This is a genomic window from Bifidobacterium cebidarum (genome assembly GCF_009193305.1).
Classification (GTDB): domain Bacteria; phylum Actinomycetota; class Actinomycetes; order Actinomycetales; family Bifidobacteriaceae; genus Bifidobacterium; species Bifidobacterium cebidarum.
In genome coordinates this window covers 179,988-197,263 of the sequence record NZ_WBVS01000002.1, presented here as the reverse complement: position 1 = coordinate 197,263, position 17,276 = coordinate 179,988, and the positions used below count along the sequence as shown (strand labels likewise).

Annotated in this window: 10 protein-coding genes; 3 read left to right on the top strand and 7 right to left on the bottom strand. The window is 61.5% G+C overall.

Annotated elements, in window-relative coordinates; translation table 11 throughout:
• Window positions 1–119 precede the first annotated feature (119 nt).
• The 3 genes from malQ (at window position 120) to F7D08_RS03015 (ending at window position 5,407) form a co-directional block, all read left to right on the top strand.
• The gene (gene malQ, locus F7D08_RS03025; protein WP_152209213.1) at window positions 120–2,318 is read left to right on the top strand and encodes a 4-alpha-glucanotransferase; all 2,199 of its coding nucleotides are present in this window, start codon (window positions 120–122) and stop codon (window positions 2,316–2,318) included.
• A gap of 101 nt (window positions 2,319–2,419) precedes the next feature.
• On the top strand, window positions 2,420–3,433 hold the full coding sequence (locus F7D08_RS03020; RefSeq protein WP_152209212.1) for a LacI family DNA-binding transcriptional regulator: 1,014 nt from the start codon (window positions 2,420–2,422) through the stop codon (window positions 3,431–3,433).
• 159 nt (window positions 3,434–3,592) lie between these two features.
• Window positions 3,593–5,407: a glycoside hydrolase family 13 protein gene (locus F7D08_RS03015; RefSeq protein WP_152209211.1), complete on the top strand. Its 1,815-nt coding sequence runs from the start codon at window positions 3,593–3,595 to the stop codon at window positions 5,405–5,407.
• A 352-nt stretch (window positions 5,408–5,759) separates the two neighbouring features.
• Here the strand turns inward: F7D08_RS03015 and ilvC (F7D08_RS03010) are convergent, their stop codons facing one another.
• From ilvC (F7D08_RS03010) to gtfA, 7 genes are all read right to left on the bottom strand, one after another.
• Window positions 5,760–6,860 (bottom strand): ketol-acid reductoisomerase, encoded by a 1,101-nt coding sequence (gene ilvC / locus F7D08_RS03010; protein WP_152209210.1) that lies wholly within the window; start codon window positions 6,858–6,860, stop codon window positions 5,760–5,762.
• A 394-nt stretch (window positions 6,861–7,254) separates the two neighbouring features.
• Window positions 7,255–8,307, bottom strand: coding sequence for a ketol-acid reductoisomerase (gene ilvC, locus F7D08_RS03005; RefSeq protein ID WP_100493257.1), 1,053 nt, complete (start codon window positions 8,305–8,307; stop codon window positions 7,255–7,257).
• Window positions 8,308–8,651: 344 nt separating this feature from the next.
• Entirely contained in the window at window positions 8,652–10,040 is a 1,389-nt protein-coding gene (locus F7D08_RS03000) for an MFS transporter (protein ID WP_193316170.1), read from the bottom strand.
• Between the two features lie 466 nt (window positions 10,041–10,506).
• On the bottom strand, window positions 10,507–11,556 hold the full coding sequence (locus F7D08_RS02990; RefSeq protein WP_152209208.1) for a LacI family DNA-binding transcriptional regulator: 1,050 nt from the start codon (window positions 11,554–11,556) through the stop codon (window positions 10,507–10,509).
• Window positions 11,557–11,712: 156 nt separating this feature from the next.
• Complete coding sequence (locus F7D08_RS02985) at window positions 11,713–13,362, bottom strand: MFS transporter (protein ID WP_152209207.1); 1,650 nt, start codon at window positions 13,360–13,362, stop codon at window positions 11,713–11,715.
• A gap of 374 nt (window positions 13,363–13,736) precedes the next feature.
• Window positions 13,737–15,068, bottom strand: a complete 1,332-nt coding sequence (locus F7D08_RS02980; RefSeq protein WP_152209206.1) for an MFS transporter — start codon at window positions 15,066–15,068, stop codon at window positions 13,737–13,739.
• A 417-nt stretch (window positions 15,069–15,485) separates the two neighbouring features.
• Window positions 15,486–17,012 (bottom strand): sucrose phosphorylase, encoded by a 1,527-nt coding sequence (gene gtfA, locus F7D08_RS02975; protein ID WP_152209205.1) that lies wholly within the window; start codon window positions 17,010–17,012, stop codon window positions 15,486–15,488.
• Window positions 17,013–17,276: the final 264 nt, after the last annotated feature.

The window sequence follows — 17,276 nt, the reverse complement described above, 5'->3', positions numbered from 1 at the left end:
ACTTTTATATCAGCACGTTTCACCATTGCTTTGCCTATTTTGACGGTACCTCAACGCAGAGAGGCCCTCGAGCGGTAATGCAAACGAAGAGCAATGCAGCAGAGAAGCAAGGAGTTACCATGACTGGCGCATGCAGCAATGAAGCAGCATCCTCGCACAGTGACCAGCGCACCGAAAGCCCAGCACGTCTGGCGCGACCTCTTATCAAGCTCGCCAAGGCCGCAGGCGTGGCCACATCATTCATCGACCAGCTCGGCGTATATACCGAAATCAGCGACGCAGCACTGGTGGCAGTGCTGAAGGCCCTCGACGTCGATGCTTCCAGCGACGAAGCCATCGAACGTTCCATCACCCACATCGAAGCCGAAAACAGCAAACGTTTGCTAAACCCGACCGTAGTCACCACCTGCGGCAAACCCACCACCATCGAACTGAACTGCCCAGCCGACACCGACGTCAACGCAACAGTCACCCTGGAAGACGGTAGCGCCTACGAATCAATCGCCCTTATTCCCGACCTCAATTCAGGCAGGCTGAACCTGACCTTGAACGCCGACCTGCCGATGGGATATCACACGCTCACCATCGACGCCGGCGAGCGCCACGCCGCCACCACCATCATCAACGCCCCCGAACGCATCCCCGTTCCGGAAGCGGTGGCGGAACATCATCGGTGGGGATGGATGGTGCAGATGTATTCCGTACGCTCTCCCGAATCGTGGGGCATCGGCGATTACGGCGACCTGAAGCGGCTCGCGCAGGACGCCGCCGAAAAGTCCGGCGCCGATTTCATGCTGATCAACCCGATCCACGCCGGTGCCCCGATTCCGCCGCTCGAGCCTTCGCCGTATCTGCCGGAATCCCGCCGATTCCTGAATGTGACCTACATCCGCCCGCAGGACATCCCCGAATACGCCACCCTGCCGGCCGATGTCCGCGCACAGGTGGACGCCTTGCATGGTTCGGTCGCGGCCCGCAACGATGAATCCACGCCAATGGACATCAATGCGGCTTGGGAGGCTAAGCGTCCGGCCTTGCGGCTCATCTTCGACGCCGGCCGCAACAACAAACGCGAGCTCGAATTCGAGCATTTCAAAGCCACCGCCGGCCCTGACCTCGACTCTTTTGCCACATGGTGCCTGTGCTTCGAAATCTGGGGCGCACCGTGGGGCGAGGACCGTTGGTTCTTCGAAAAGCGTATCGACGACCCGGCCGTGCAGTCTCTGGTAGCCGAGCATCACGACCTCTTCGAGTTCAACCGCTGGTTGCAATGGATCGCCGCCGAACAGGTGAACGAGGCACAGCGCACGGCGCTTGGCCATGGCATGGCATTGGGCCTTATGCAAGACATGGCCGTCGGCGTGCACGGTCTCGGCGCGGACGCCTGGGCCAACCCGGAGCGATTCGCCACCGGCTCGGTCACCGTCGGATGCCCGCCGGACTTCTATAACCAGCAGGGCCAGGATTGGGGCCAACCGCCGTTCAATCCACGCCAGCTGGAGGCCACCGGATACCAGGTGTATCGGGAAATGGTGCATTCGATGTATGAGCATGCGGGAGCCGTGCGCATCGATCATGTGCTGGGCCTCTTCCGCCTGTGGTGGATTCCGCAGGGGCTTGGCGCGAAGAACGGCGCGTACGTGATGTACAACCACGAGGCGATGCTGGGTGTGCTGTCCATCGAGGCCACGCGCGTGGGCGGCATGGTGATCGGCGAGGACCTCGGCACCGTGCCGGATTACGTGCGGCGCATTCTTGCCGATCATGGCGTGCTCGGCACCGACGTGGAATGGTTCGCCCGCGTGGATGATTCGCCGAACGCCGGCGACCCGTATAAGGAGCCGGGCGAATACCGGCGTCAGGCCCTGGCCTCAGTCACCACCCATGATCTGCCGCCCACTGCCGGCTATCTGAACTTCGAGCATGTGCAGCTGCGCGAGAAGTTGCATTTGCTGAGCGAGCCGGTGGAATCATTCGCGGCTTCGGCGCTGGCCGAACGTACCGCCATGATGAACCGCCTGGTGGCCAGCGGGTATATCGAGCAGGCCGTGGCGGACGATGTGCCGAATCACATTCAGGAAATCGTCGAGGCCATGCATGCGATGCTCACCGATACGCCTTCCCTGCTGCTGCAGGCCGCATTGGTGGATGGCGTGGGCGAACATCGCACGCAGAATCAGCCGGGCACTTCGAGCGAATACTCGAACTGGCGCGTGCCGCTGGCCGACGAGCATGAGCATGTGGTGCACACCGGCGAGGTCTTCGACCTGCCGCGCGTGCGGTCGTTGGCAGCGGTGATGCGCGGCGAACGCCAGTAGCCCGAAAGTTTGATGCCGTCAGAATCCCTGTTTCAGCCGCTATGATATCGTTGTCACGAATATGACTAGTGCAGCGGCGAAACGTTGAGCGGAGGACGGCTATGACCAAGGCAAGCATTCAGGCGGTGGCGCGCGAAGCTGGCGTCTCCGTATCCACCGTGTCCCGCACGTTCGCCAAGCCGGACCTCGTGCTGCCCGAAACCCGCGACAAGGTGATGGCCGCCGCCGAAAAGCTCGACTACTCAATCTCCCGCTCGGCGGCCGCCCTGAAATCCGGCCAGTCATTCCGCATCGCACTGCTGGCCAGCGAAACCATAACCACGTGGTTCAACGCCAATATCTTCGCCGGTCTCGACTCAGTGCTGCGCCCCGCCGGCTACGACACGGTCCCCTACCCCATGCGCAACGCCAGCGAGCGCCAAGCGTTCTTCGCGGACCTGCCCGTGCGCCGCAATGCAGATGCCGTGGTGGTGAGTTCCTTCAATATCGAGCCTGCCGAGGTCGAGCGGCTGAAGCACATGCATGTACCGATCATCGGCATCAACATTCCGTCCACCGATGGCTTCGATGCCGGCGTCAGCATCGATGACCGCGCCGCCACCCGCTCAGCCATCGAGCACCTCATCGCCCTTGGCCACCGCCACATTGCTTTTGTGGGCGGCGAAACCATTGTGACCAGCATGAAATACAGCGCCGAAGCCCGCCTGCAGGGCCTGCTGGACGCCGCCGCCACGCACCCGGGCGTCACAGTGACGCATCTGCAGGTGCCACGCAACGAAATGGAGGCCAGCGCCGTGCTGAACGCGGTGCTCACCGCTCCGGGCGATGTGACCGCCTTCTGTTTCGAGGACGATCAGATGGCGCTGCCCGCACTGTTCCGCTTGCGCCAGTACGGCCGTCGCGTGCCTCAGGATGTGTCCATCGTGGGCTTTGACGATTTGGACCTCGCCGAGGCCGTTGGCCTGACCACGCTGCATCAGAATCCATTTGCCATGGGTGCCGCCGCAGCACAGATGGCGCTGGATGCCATCGCCGGCAAGCCTATCGAACCGGCGTTCCAGCAACCGGACGCCCCGTTGATGCTGCGCGAGACCACCGCCCCGCCGCGCGCATAATCGTATAATCAAACCATTGCTCTGACTACGTTGCCATACAACGCACCATAATCATTAATTTCTTTTTTGCGCATATCCATGATATCGTTGTCATACATAGCAACGAAGCGCACCAGCACTTATCCATAAATCCGCAGCAATGCGCACAAAGGAGCCAACATGACCGCCAACAATCTCAATGACGACTGGTGGAAGCAGGCAGTCGTCTATCAGATCTATCCGCGCAGCTTCAAGGACGTCAACGGCGACGGCCTCGGCGATATCGCCGGCGTCACCGAAAAGATGGACTATCTCCAGCATCTCGGCGTGGATGCCATCTGGCTTTCCCCGTTCTACCCGTCCGATCTTGCCGACGGCGGCTACGACGTGATCGACTACCGCAACGTCGACCCGCGCCTTGGCACCATGGCCGACTTCGACGCCATGGTCAAGGCCGCGCACGCCGCTGGCATCAAGGTCATCGTCGATATCGTGCCGAACCACACCTCCGACAAGCACGTCTTCTTCCAGGAGGCACTGGCCAGCGAGCCCGGCTCTCCCGCGCGCGACCGCTATATCTTCCGCGAAGGTCGCGGCAAGAATGGCGAACTGCCGCCAAACGACTGGCAGTCCTTCTTCGGAGGCCCAGCCTGGGCTCGCGTGGCGGACGGCCAGTGGTACCTGCACCTGTTCGACAAGGCCCAGCCGGATGTGAACTGGAAGAATCAGGACATCCACGAGGAATTCAAGAAGACGCTGCGCTTCTGGTCCGATCACGGCACGGACGGCTTCCGCATCGACGTGGCCCATGGCCTGGCCAAGGATCTCGAATCCAAGCCGCTCGAGGAGCTCGGCCGCGAATACAACGTAGTCGGCGTGCTCTGCCACGACTTCTCCCACCCGCTGTTCGACCGCCGCGAAGTGCACGACATCTACCGCGAATGGCGCCAGGTGTTCAACGAATACAATCCGCCGCGCTTCGCCGTGGCCGAGGCCTGGGTGGTGCCCGAGCATCAGCACCTGTACGCTTCGATGGACGAGCTGGGCCAGTCCTTCAACTTCGATTTCGCCGAGGCCAACTGGTTCGCCGACGAGTTCCGCAAGGCCATCGCCTCCGGTCTCAAGGCCGCAGCCGAAACCAATGGCTCCACCACCACATGGGTGATGAACAACCACGATGTGCCGCGCAGCCCTTCCCGCTACGGGCTGCCGCAGGTCAAGGGAGCGCCATACCACCAGCTGCCGCACGACTGGCTGCTGCGCAACGGCACCACGTACCCCGAGGATCGTGAGCTGGGCACCCGCCGCGCTCGCGCCGCCGCGCTGATGGAGCTCGGTCTGCCCGGTGCCGCTTATGTATACCAGGGCGAGGAGCTCGGCCTGTTCGAAGTGGCGGACATTCCGTGGGACCACCTCGAGGATCCGACCGCCTTCCACACCAATCAGGCCACGATGGACAAGGGACGCGACGGCTGCCGCGTGCCGCTGCCGTGGACTGCTGCCGACGAGCCGAAGCTCGCCGATTTCAGTCTGCCGATTCCGGCCGACGACGGCAGCGGCGAGAATCATGTGCCGCTGTGCGCAGCCGGCCAGTTCGGCACGGGAGCATCGTTCGGCTTCTCTCCCGCCGTCTGGTCCGATGGCAGGACTCCGGCCGCAGACCCGCATCTGCCGCAGCCGCTGTGGTTCAAGGATTACTGCGCCGACGTGGAGCAGGCCGATCCCGCCTCGATGTACACCCTGTACCGCACGGCTCTGGAGATTCGCCAGCAGCAGCTGACCGCCACACGCGACACGACTGCCGAACAGGTCGATATGGGCGACGATGCAGTGGCGTACACGCGCGCGGCAATCGAAGGACGCACGTTCACGTCGGTGACCAACTTCGGTGCGACTCCGCTGGCTCTACCCGAAGGCGACGTGGTGCTCACCTCCGGCCCACTCACCGCCGACGGCAAGCTACCGACCGACACCTCCGCCTGGGTCATTCGGTAGGCAAGCCAGTTGAATGCCGTGCCACGAGATTGCAAACCAGCATGAAATGCGTTGACGTGGCTCGGCCTCTTATGAGGAGCCAACACACAATGGCTAAAACCGTTGCCATATCAGCGCAAAATAGTCACTTCATGCGCTGATATGGCAAAGCATTGTGTCACGTCAGCGCAAAAATAGCCGAAATACGCTGACGTGGCACGCGCCACAACAAATTAAGGCCGCCAACCCGAATCATCGGGCGGCGGCCTTTGTTATGCGTCTTATGCGGGCCTCTCTCAGTCACCAGTCGCTTGTGGCGACGGTTCACTTCAATGAAGAGGCCTGAAAGAGCGGGCTCTATTCAGCGTTACGCTCACTGCACCTGGGCGCGAGCGATCTTGCCGGTGAAGGAGTTGGCCTCGTCGGCGTCCTTGACGCCATCCTTGTTCCAGGAGAACATGGCGCGCAGCTTCGGGCCGACGGTCTCGATGCGCTCGTTGGAGTACTTCTCCTGCAGCTCCTTGAAATGCGGAGCGCCGGCATCCTGATCGTCGATGAACTCCTTGGCGAAGGAGCCGTCCTGGATGCGCTGCAGGTGGTATTCCATGCGCTTGCGGCAGTCCTCGTTGATGACGGTGTTGGTGTAGTCGCCGTACTGAGCGGTGTCGGAGCAGGACCAACGAGCCTTGTTCAGACCACCCTCGTTCATCAGGTCGACGAGCATCTTCAGCTCGTGGCAGACCTCGAAGTAGGCGATCTCCGGCTGGTAGCCAGCGTCGGTCAGGACCTCGAAGCCCATCTCGACGAGCTTGTTCACGCCGCCCATGAGCACGTTCTGCTCGCCGAAGAGATCGGTCTCGGTCTCCTCCTTGAAGGTGGTCTTGATGGCACCTGCACGCAGAGCGCCCAGAGCCTTGGCGTAGGCCAGGGTGATGTCCCAGCCGTCGCCGCGCGGATCCTGCTCGACGGCCACCACGACCGGCACGCCACGGCCAGCGGCGTACTCACGACGAACGATGTGACCCGGACCCTTCGGGGCAACCATGAAGACCGGATGGTCCTCGGACGGCTTGATGTAGCCGTAGTGGATGTTGAAGCCGTGGGCGAAGGCGACGGCAGCGCCCGGCTTGATGTTGGGCTCGATGTCGTCCTTCCAGATGTTGCGCTGGTACTGGTCGGGGGCCAGAATCATGATGACGTCGGCCTCGGCAGCGGCCTCCGGCACGGACTTGACCTCGAGGCCCTGCTCCTTGGCGAACTCGACGGACTTGGAAGTCGGGCGCAGGCCGACGACCACGTCGACACCGGAGTCACGCAGGTTCAGTGCGTGAGCGTGGCCCTGAGAGCCGTAACCGATGATGGCGACCTTCTTGCCTTCGAGCACGGAGAGGTCACCGTCGTTCTCATACCAGATTTGTGCAGCCATTGAGCACTCCTTAAAAAAAAGCTTACGTACCGCTTTCTTGCGGCACATGGTGTTGTTGGTTGCGCATGATGTGCGCGTTTGGGGCGTCCGTTTGCCGGACTATCTCAAGCGTGGCGGGTGGCGCCTTGTGAGCGCGACCCGGAAACTGAGGTCTATCCTATCGAGAAGCCGGCGTACGGCGGGCTCCCGTCCACAACGTGGGCCTTGACTTTTGCGCGTATGTGGACATTTGCTCATTATTTGGCAAGGCACATACCGCAGCGAATCATTCTCAATAACAACTATGCAAGGGAAATGCACAAACATGCACAATCGCACATGCTTGTAAAGCCAGCATTTATGCCGTTATCCGCACTTCCATGTGCGATAAGGCATAAAAAATCCCCACACACTTGAGCAAGGCAAGCACAAGTGTGCGGGAACCTTATTTAATCAGCTAATATCACTGAACCTGGGTACGAGCGATCTTGCCGTTGAAGGACTCGGTCTCATCCTTGTCCTTGGCAGCGTCGTTGTTCCAGGAGAACATGGCGCGCAGCTTCGGGCCAACGGTCTCGAGGTGCGGGTGAGAGTACTCTTCCTGCAGCTTCTTGAACTTCGGAGCGCCGGCAGCCTGGTCATCCATGAACTCCTTGGCGAAGGAGCCGTCCTGAATGCGCTTGAGCTGGTATTCCATGCGCTTCTTGGTCTCCTCGGTGATGACCGTGGAGGTGTAGTCGCCGTACTGCGCGGTGTCGGAGCAGGACCAACGAGCCTTGTTCAGGCCACCCTCGTTAGCGAGGTCGACCAGCATCTTCAGCTCGTGGAACACCTCGAAGTAGGCGATCTCCGGCTGGTAGCCAGCCTCGGTCAGCACGTCGAAGCCCATGTCGCACAGGTGGTTGATGCCGCCCATGAGGACGTCCTGCTCGCCGAACAGATCGGTCTCGGTCTCCTCGGTGAAGGTGGTCTTGATGGCGCCTGCACGCAGAGCGCCCAGAGCCTTGGCGTAGGCCAGGCACAGCGGCCAGGTCTTGCCGTCCGGATCCTGCTCGACGGCGACGACGACCGGCACGCCACGGCCAGCGGCGTACTCACGACGAACGATGTGGCCCGGGCCCTTCGGGGCAACCATGAAGACCGGGTGATCGGCGGACGGCTTGATGTAGCCGTAGTGGATGTTGAAGCCGTGGGCGAAGGCCAGGGCAGCGCCCGGCTTCAGGTTCGGCTCAACGTCCTTCTTGTAGACGGCTGCCTGGTACTGATCAGGCAGAAGAATCATGACGACATCAGCCTCAGCGACGGCTTCCGGGACGGACTTGACTTCCAGGCCCTGCTCCTTGGCGAACTCAACGGACTTGGAGGTAGGACGCAGGCCGACGACCACGTCGACACCGGAGTCACGCAGGTTCAGCGCGTGAGCGTGGCCCTGAGAGCCGTAGCCCAGGATGGCGACCTTCTTGCCATCGAACACGGACAGATCGGCGTCCTTCTCGTACCAGATAGTTGCTGCCATTTTGGCGCTCCTTTATATCTATTGTTTATTTATGGGGTGAGTATTAATGAATTACTGCATTGCGCTCGTGCGCTGCAGAAATCTTCTTTGGTCTTCCTTGTGGGCTTTTCCGATATGCAGGTTTAGTCCTGTTGATTTGGAAAAGTCCTCAAGGGGTTCACGTTGTGGAATCGCAAAATTTCACGCTGTGAACCGGGGTTTTTAGTTATGAATTTGGATGGATTTCACTTGGTGAAGTCAACGTCTGTGCTGAGGCGTTAAGCAGAAGCCCAGTGGGCTTCTGTAGCCGATGCGAGCGATTGCAACTTACAGGCAATCGCGAGGCGGAGAACCAGCCGTGGACTTTACTTAGTAAAGTCCACGTCCTTAGTTTCCTTGCAGGTCAGCACGGAGACCAGGCAGCACACGGCCATCACGCCGAGGTAGAGGCCCACGGAGTGCACGCCCCAGTTGTGGGACAGCCAGGTGGCGATGGTCGGCACGAAGGCGGCACCGACGATGGCAGCCAGGTTGTAGCCGATGCCGGAGCCGGAGTAGCGCACGTTGGCGTCGAACAGCTCAGGCAGGAAGGCGCCGATCGGGCCGAAGGCGATGCCCATCAGCGCGAAGCCGATGCACAGGAAGGCCATATTGGCGGCGAAGTTCTTCTGTCCCACGAACTGGCCGTCCAGCAGGAACGGGAAGAGCAGGGCGAAGACCACGAGCGCGCAGGAGGAGAAGGTGAGCACGCGGCGGCGGCCGAGCTTATCCGCGTAAAGGCAGGAGAGCACGATGAACAGGGCGAACACGCAGATGGAGATCATCAGCATGAGCAGGTACTCCTGGTTGGTGAAGCCCAGGTTGCCGCCGCCGTTCGCGGTGTCCTTGGTGCCCCAGGCGAGGGACCAGGTGGCGAGCGTGTAGAACAGCGTGTAGGTCACGGCCACGAGGAAGGTGGCCTGCAGCACCTGCTTCCAGGACTTGCGGAAGACCTCGGTCAGCGGGGACTTCACCACCTTCTTCTGCTCCTGAGCCATGCGGAAGACCGGGGTCTCCTCCATGTGCACACGAACAACCAGACCGATGATCACGAGCACTGCGGAGAGCAGGAACGGCACACGCCAACCCCAGGAGAGCATGGCGTCCTGGTCGTTGAAGGATTCGAGCACGAAGTAGGTGCCATTGGACAGGAAGAAGCCGATCGGCGCACCGAGCTCCGGGAAGGAACCGTAGAGCGCACGCTTGTCTTCAGGGGCGTTCTCGGTGGCCACCAACGCAGCGCCGGACCATTCGCCGCCCAGGCCGATGCCCTGCACGAAGCGCAGCAGGCACAAGACAGCGACTGCGAAGACGCCGGCCTGCTCGTAGGTGGGCAGGCAGCCAATCAGGAAGGTGCCGACGCCCATGGTCATGAGGCTCACGACCAACGTGGTCTTGCGGCCCATGCGGTCACCGAAGTGGCCGAAGACCAGCGAGCCCAGCGGGCGGGCGATGAATGCGATGGCGAACGTCAGAAGGCTCATCAGCAGGGCCACGGTCGGGTTGGCCTTGTCGGAGAAGAAGATGTGCGGGAAGTAGTTTGCCGCGGCGGTGCCGTAGGCGTAGAAATCGTAGAACTCAATGGCGGTGCCGACCATGGACGCTGCGATCACGGTTTTGACCGAATCGCGAACCATGGCGGCGGCCTTGCCAGCCGCTGCGCTTGCTGCGCTGGCCGTTTGCTCCAGGCCAGTCTCTTCGAGAGCTGCAGTCATTATTGCTCCTGTTGGTTCTCGCCCTGCGCTAACCCAACTTGCCAGGGCGACTGTTCCGCAGTGTTTCACGATGTGTTCCACACTGCATTGCTTATGTTGTGTTTGTTTGTTTGCTTGGCTATCCGTCCGCCGTCATCTCGCGGGGTTTGCTGTAAGCCTTGTGAGCGCAACAAAAAGGCCCCGCAACTTGCAGGGCCTTACCGATTGTGTCAGCTTGATTGGCCCTGCCTTCGTTGACGGGGCTTCAAGCATCATGCCGAATTAGTCCGCCAGCGAAGACGGGCTAATAATTCGTGCGGATACAAACGCAGAAGCATTGAATCCAGTCATCGCGTGGCCTCCTTTCGGTATCGAGCGGGTCCGTATGACCCGAACTGGAAAGTTAAGATAGGTTCGCTTTGCTCGCCAATCTAGCAGGGGTTCACATTGTGGACATCGCAGATAAAGCGCCAATTGCGCGCGCCGCTTACCGTGTGGTTTCGCCGGCGATGAAGGATACCGGCACGACCTGCCCGGGCTGTGCGGATTCGCCGGCATCGACCTGCTCGGCGCTCTTGGATTGCGCGCCATGATTCGACCCGTTTTCGGCTTCGATCTGCTGGTCCATCTGTTCGGCGAGCGCGGCGGCGATGCCTGCGAAGTCCTGCCGGACCATGGCCAGTCGTTTGCCGGCCAACTCTGCGGCCATAGTGCCGTCGTACGCGATGATCTGCAGGTTGGCGGGCACGCTGATGCCGCGGCGTTCGGCTTCCTGTAGTGCCATGGCGGCGACCACATCGGAGCCGACGATGGCGTCGACGTCGGGATAGCGCTCGAAAATCGCGGCGGCGGTGGCTTCGTGGGCCACGACGTCGGTGACGGAACCGGCCTCCACATAATCGCATGCTATGCCGGCATCGGCCATCATCCGCTCCACGGTCAGGTGATAGCGGACCGTGGGGAACGTGGTGCCTTCGGCAAACTGCGAGCGCGGCCCGCCGACCAGCACCACATGCCGCGCACCTGAGCCGATGAGCTGACGTGCGATCATGCGACCGCCGGTCTCGTGATCGGATCGCACCGAGGGCACTCCTTCGCCCAGGATGCGGTCGAACGCCACGATGGGCCGGTGGATGGAGGTCCAGTAGTCCGGCTGGTGCTCGGTGTGGGCGGCCATGATGATGCCGTCCATCATGTGCCGCTGCAGCATGTTCACGTATTCGCTTTCACCGGTGGCGGCGTCCGCGGTGGAGCACAGCAGGGTTTTGAGGTCGCGCCTGGCGAATTCGCGCTGCAGATGCGCGGTGAGCGTGGCGAAGAACGGATGCAGGATGGTCGGCACGATCACGCCGATGGTGTTGGTGCGATTGCGGTAGAGGTTACGCGCCAGTTCGTTGGGGATGTAATGGAGCTCATGCATGGCCGCCTCGACTTTGGCGCGCATGTCGTCGGAAACATAGCCAGTGCCGTTCACCACCAACGACACTGTGCTTACGGATACCCCTGCTTCCTTGGCCACGTCGCGCATGCCGACCATGATTGTTCGCCTCCATCGGTTCGTTCGTCATACATCGCGCATCGTCTCAACCATTCACAATCGTCGCGATACGCAAACGGGGGCGTGCATCTGCTGCACACCCCCGCAATTTCGCACTGGAGACCAGTGTACTCGAACCGGTTTTATTCGGCCGCCTTATTCTTTGGTTTCCTCGATTTTTTCGGCGCCCAACAATGTCACGATGCCAGCGAGCAGCACCATCACGATGCCTGCCGGGAAGAGCAGGTAGTAGCCGAAGGAGTGAGCGAAAGCGTTCACCAATATGGCGCCGATGATGGCGGCGAGCGCCAAGCCGGCGGAGTTCGCGAGCGCGTATACGCCAAGGTCATGGCCGGCATTGCGCGGGTCAGGCAGCGAGTCCATCACGAGCTCAAGGCCGAGCGCATCGTAAATGCCGAATGCGAAACCGGAGATGAGCGCGAAGACCACCATGCCATTCTCGCGCGCGGTACCGGTGGACCATACGCCGAGCCCCCAGGCCAGGGCAAGGCCAATCGCATAGGTCAGGCAGGCGCCGGCCACCACGGTGGAGGTGCGGATGCCGCGCGCTTCGATAGCCTCGGAGATGGGAGCGGCGGACCAGGAAGCGATGGCGGCACCGATCAGTGTGGCCACGGCCATTGCGACAATCAGGAATCCAGCGGGAACGGTCAGCGGAGCGGAGGTGAACTGCACGGTTTTGCCATACACCCAAAAGCGCACGAGGTACCACAGGAATACACTGGTCAGGCCAACGCCGGTCATCATGCAGGCGCGCGCGGTGAAGACCCGGGTGAACGCGGGCGCAGCAGACGGCGGACGCAGCTGGTCAAGTACTTGGCTGCTATCGAACCGTTGACGCGGCAGCTCGGTGCTGGAGGGCTCGCGCGGCAGAATCAACGCCGATGCGATACCGGAGATGGCGAACAGGATCGCGGTGTAGATGAACGGCGAATAGGAGTCGAACATCACGCCGAACGCGCCCATGAGCACACCGAGCGCCTGGGCGAGCATCACGCCGATGCCATGCCAACGTTCGATGCGCGGGCGGAACTTGTCCGGCACGCGTTCGCTGATCGAGCTGGCCAGCGGCGCGGAGAGCATCGCGTAGGCGAATTGCATGAGCACCCAGAAGAAGCACATCACCACGATGCTGGTGTCTTGCCCCAGCACCAAGGTGAACAGCGCACACAGGAGACCGCCACCCACCATCCATGGGGTGCGGCGGCCGAACGGGGTGCGCGTGCGGTCGGACAGGGTCGAGACCAGTGGGGTGAGCAGCGCGGCGGCCACCACGCCGACGATCACCAGCACGGCCAGCGGCATGGCGAGTTCGGTGGCCACAGGGAACGGGCGGCCGGTCACGGGATTGATGGTGATCTGCAGCTCGGTGGTGTCGTAATGGAACAGTCGGGCCACTGCGTTCGGCAGGGCGATGGTGTTCAATGCCACCCATGGGGCGCCGACGAGCATGGACGCGGCGAAGAAGCCCCAGTTGAGGCGGCTGACCTTCCTGCTATCGGGCTTCTCGCCGTTGGCAGCCACCATCGGATCGCGCATATCCAGGTATGCGGAGGACATGTCCGGCGCAGGGGCATCCACGCTGGCGGCCGCAGCTACTGCGGTGGCGGTGCTGGCGGCGGCGAGGCGCACGGCCTGTGCTTCAGGCTGATCGGCGGAGGCTTCCGGCGGGCGGCGACGGTTTTTAATGGCCAGTCGGGCCACTGCGGCCTTATCTTCGGGACTCAGCGCCTTGTCCAAATCGGGGCGATCATCGATGCCCGGGCGCACATATGGTTCCAGCATGGTTCGCTCTTTTCTCTCATCTCTCGATCTTGTGCAGCCGATGCGTGCGCCATCTCGCGCGATCCGCCATCTCGCACAACGCAAAACCGCCCGCACGCACCTTGCCTCAGTGCATTGCGAGCGGCTTACTTTTTCATGGGCTTATTTTACGCCGAGCCTATCCCGGTAGAGCATCGCCCCAACGAATTGCGCAGCAGTCTGATGCAATATCGGATGCGATATTGGCGGCAGGGCACGCATTCGGCGTGCAGCTGAGCGCAGCAATCATAAAAATCGGCCCGCTCCGGTTCCTTGTGGGAACGAAGCGGGCCGATCGCTTAGGGAATTCTTCGGAAAGAAGCTTGCTTATTTGGTTTGCCAAAGTGGCGTCGGGACTACTTGACGCCCTTGATCTGCATGATCAGGAAGGCTGCGATGAGCACCACCACGATGCAGACCGGGAACACCAGACCGTAGTTGCCGCCGGTGGCCATAACCACACCGGAGGTGAGCAGGGAGCCGAGCACGGTGGACAGGGTGTTGGCCATGTTGAGCACGCCCAGATCCTTACCGGCTTCCTTCGGGTTCGGCAGGATGGAGACGTTCAGAGCCTGGTCGATGGCGTTGTACACGCCGTAGCCGAAGCCGGCGATGGCGGCGAACAGGTACATGCCCCATGCATTGTGGAAGATCCACGGCATTGCGGCGCCGATGGCGAACAGCACGCTTGCTGCGGCGACCGGGACCTTACGCATGCCAAGCTTGTCGGAGATCGGGCCGGAGACGAGGGCTGCGATCAGGGAGACGACCATGGTGATCACGGACATGGTGGCGATCACGCCGGCCGCTGCGGTCTTGAGCTGCTCGGCGTCGTAGCCGGAGTCGGAGAAGGTGTAGTACTTGACCACGTAGAGCAGGTAGCCGTTGATCATCTGGTAGCCGGCGACCATCATCATGCGGCCGAACAGTGCGTAGTAGAAGTTGCGGGCACCCTTGCCGTGCGGCGGGATGAAGGCCATGAGCACCATCTTGAGGCTGATCGGCTCGCGCTCTTCGTCCACATTGGAGGGTTCGCGCGGCCAAATGCCGACCACGATGATGCCGACGAGGGCGAAGCCGAGAGCGCCGACGGCGAAGCCGAGATCAATGTTGCTGATGAGCAGGGAGCCGACCAAGGAGCCTGCGGTCTGGCCGAGCACGCCGCCTGCGCCCATGAAGGAGGAGACGGAACCACGGAACTTATCCGGCACACGGTCGGACAGGGTGGCGACGAACGGAGCGTTCATCCAGTTGTAGAACAGCTGCATGCCGCACCACAGCAGCAGAATGAGCGGCAGGGAACGGGTGACCAGCAGGCCGGCCACGCAGGCGCCGCACAGGATACCGCCGCTGATGATCCACAGCGTGCGCTTGCCCCACTTGGAGCGGGTGAGATCGGAGAAGGTGCCGAAGATGATGTTGGCGAACAGGGCCACCACGGAACCAACGGAGTTGATGGTACCGATGAAGGCTTCGCGCTGGCCGGGGGCGATCTGATCCACGAGCTGCGGCACGAGGATGGAGGACAGCGACACCCAGACGATGCCGGTGATGATAAGGCTGATGGTGAAGCCGGCGCCGAGGCGGAACACGTCTACGACGGACGGACGACGGCCGTAACTGTCGAGTTCGTTACGGTTGACTGCCGGTGCGTTTGGCGCCGCTGCAGTTTCGATGGTGTTTTCCATGGTTCTCTTCCCTGTGCTCGTGGGTTTACAGGACTCTTCGATGACGTCTGTAGTTATGCGGATCGTGGAAGGCGGCAACCGTGGTGCGAACTGCGGTGTTTCCGACCGTAAGACTTTCGGCGACTTTCTCTGTCTCCGACTTTCGAGGTCTCTTGGGGCAACTCCTGCGTTGACTCGTATGTCGTCTGCTTCGAACCGGTTCGATATTATCGCAAAGTCAATCGTTTGACCTAATCGTTTCGGCGTGTCGAACCGGTTCGAGACACTTCCCCAGAAACACCCCGGACTTTTCGCGCGAAAAGCATCCAAGAAGTCTCGGTACAACACACCCAGACCAATGTCGCCTACCGTGAAACTCACTGTGAAACATGGCCGCAGAAAGACTCCCGGAAGACGACATGGCTGGGCGATTCATCGTCAGTCGATGGCGACCGTCGGCGGATTATTGAGCAAATCCTCGGTACGATGCTCGCCGGCGGCGTCCGCCCAAGCCAGCGAGGCGACCGGCTCGGCGCTATCCGCACCGAGGCCACGGCCTGGCTCGAAGGTCAGCGCGGCCCAGGCCTTGCCATCCGCGGCATCCCAGCGGAACGTGATCGCACGATCGCCATCGGCCTTATAGCTGAATTCGCCGTCGAACGCGGGCAGTTCGTTGCGGAACTTGGCCAACGCATTGAGTGCGCGCACCACCGGGCGGGCGAGGTTCTCATCGATCTCCGCCGTGGAGTAGTAGTGGCGGTTGATGTCGCGGCCGTTGTTGGTCTTGTGCAGCAGCTCCATATCGTTCTTGCCGGCCAGCGCACCCACGTAGTAGACCTGCGGCACGCCCGGCAGGAAGAACTGCACGGCGCGGGCGGCGATGTAGTGCTGATCGTTGCACCCGAGCGCGGAGTAGTACGTGCTGTTGACCTGGTACAGATCAAGGTTCGAGGCGGCGGCGCCGGTGGCGGCCTGGGATTCGCCGTGGGTGTTGGCGTGGATGGTGTTGACCAGGTTGTCCACATCCTCGTCCGGCACAAGACCCTTGAGGCTACGGTCGAGCTGGTCGGAGCCGATGTCGATCACGCCGATGCCGTCGTGCGTATCAAGCACGGTGACGGCGTTGTTCGGGCGGATCTCGGTCCAGTGCGCCACCGGTTCGACGTGGCCGGTGAACAGGGAGTGCAGGAGCAGCGGCGGCAGCGCGAAATCGTAGACACGGTCCACCTTGGAGGCGATCTCCACCTGCTTCTTGTAGTACGAGTGCACTTCGATGAGGATTTCGAGGCCGCGCTTCATGCCCTCTTCGCGCAGACGCGAGATGAGCTTGAAGGTCTTCGGGGTCATGAAGCAGCTGGTGCCGGCTTCCTTGGCGCCGTAGCCGACCGCGTCGAGGCGGATATAGCTCACGTGGCTGGCGGCCATCTGATCGAAGATGGACATCAGGTATTCCCAACCCTTGTCGGAGTCGGTGTCGATGTCCACCTGCTGCGGGGTGAAGCTCACCCAGACCAGGCGGGTCTTGCCGGCGAACTTGTAGTGGGTGAACGGCAGGCCCGGGCGCGGACGGTAGATGCCGGCCAGATCCTCTTCGGTGGCGCCGTTCGGGAAGACGGAGCTCATCGTGAGGAACATCGGATAGTACTCGGATTCCTCGCCGTTCTTCAGCACATCCTGGAACTGGGCGGATTCCCAGCTCATGTGGTTCACGATGGCATCCACCATGATGTTGTGGGTCTTGGAAAGTTCGGCCACATCATCCCAGGAGCCGAGGCGCGGGTCCACCTTGGTATGGTCGATCGGGTCGAAGCCGGCGTCCGCGCCGTCGAACGGGGTGAAGAACGGCAGGATGTGCACGCCGTCGTAGATGCCGTTGAAGCGCGTGCGCAGGATGTCGGTCATGCTGGCGATGGTGCCGTCGCCGAGGCGATCCGCGTAGGTAATGAGTTGGACTTTGTTCTTCACTGCAACTCCTGTGTTGTGTCGGGGTGCGGATTGCCGAACGAACGCGACTCTTCTACCACTAAGTCACGTATTTGCCATCCTCGAAGCGCTCATTGATGACCGTTTCAGAGTGACGTTCGTGTTCGCACCTTCTGTATCGAACCGGTTCGATATTAACGTCGCTACAGTGCTCCAACCAACTCAATCGGCGTGTCGAACCGGTTCGATACCGAAGCACAAAAAAGTTCCGCCGCTCAGACGGAACTTTTTCTTCGACCTCATCGC

Coding starts and splice junctions, on each gene's coding strand:
- malQ (WP_152209213.1), top strand. CDS start 120: ATGACTGGCGCATGCAGCAATGAAGCAGCATCCTCGCACAGTGACCAG.
- F7D08_RS03020 (WP_152209212.1), top strand. CDS start 2,420: ATGACCAAGGCAAGCATTCAGGCGGTGGCGCGCGAAGCTGGCGTCTCC.
- F7D08_RS03015 (WP_152209211.1), top strand. CDS start 3,593: ATGACCGCCAACAATCTCAATGACGACTGGTGGAAGCAGGCAGTCGTC.
- ilvC (WP_152209210.1), bottom strand. CDS start 6,860: ATGTGCCGCAAGAAAGCGGTACGTAAGCTTTTTTTTAAGGAGTGCTCA.
- ilvC (WP_100493257.1), bottom strand. CDS start 8,307: ATGGCAGCAACTATCTGGTACGAGAAGGACGCCGATCTGTCCGTGTTC.
- F7D08_RS03000 (WP_193316170.1), bottom strand. CDS start 10,040: ATGACTGCAGCTCTCGAAGAGACTGGCCTGGAGCAAACGGCCAGCGCA.
- F7D08_RS02990 (WP_152209208.1), bottom strand. CDS start 11,556: ATGGTCGGCATGCGCGACGTGGCCAAGGAAGCAGGGGTATCCGTAAGC.
- F7D08_RS02985 (WP_152209207.1), bottom strand. CDS start 13,362: ATGCTGGAACCATATGTGCGCCCGGGCATCGATGATCGCCCCGATTTG.
- F7D08_RS02980 (WP_152209206.1), bottom strand. CDS start 15,068: ATGGAAAACACCATCGAAACTGCAGCGGCGCCAAACGCACCGGCAGTC.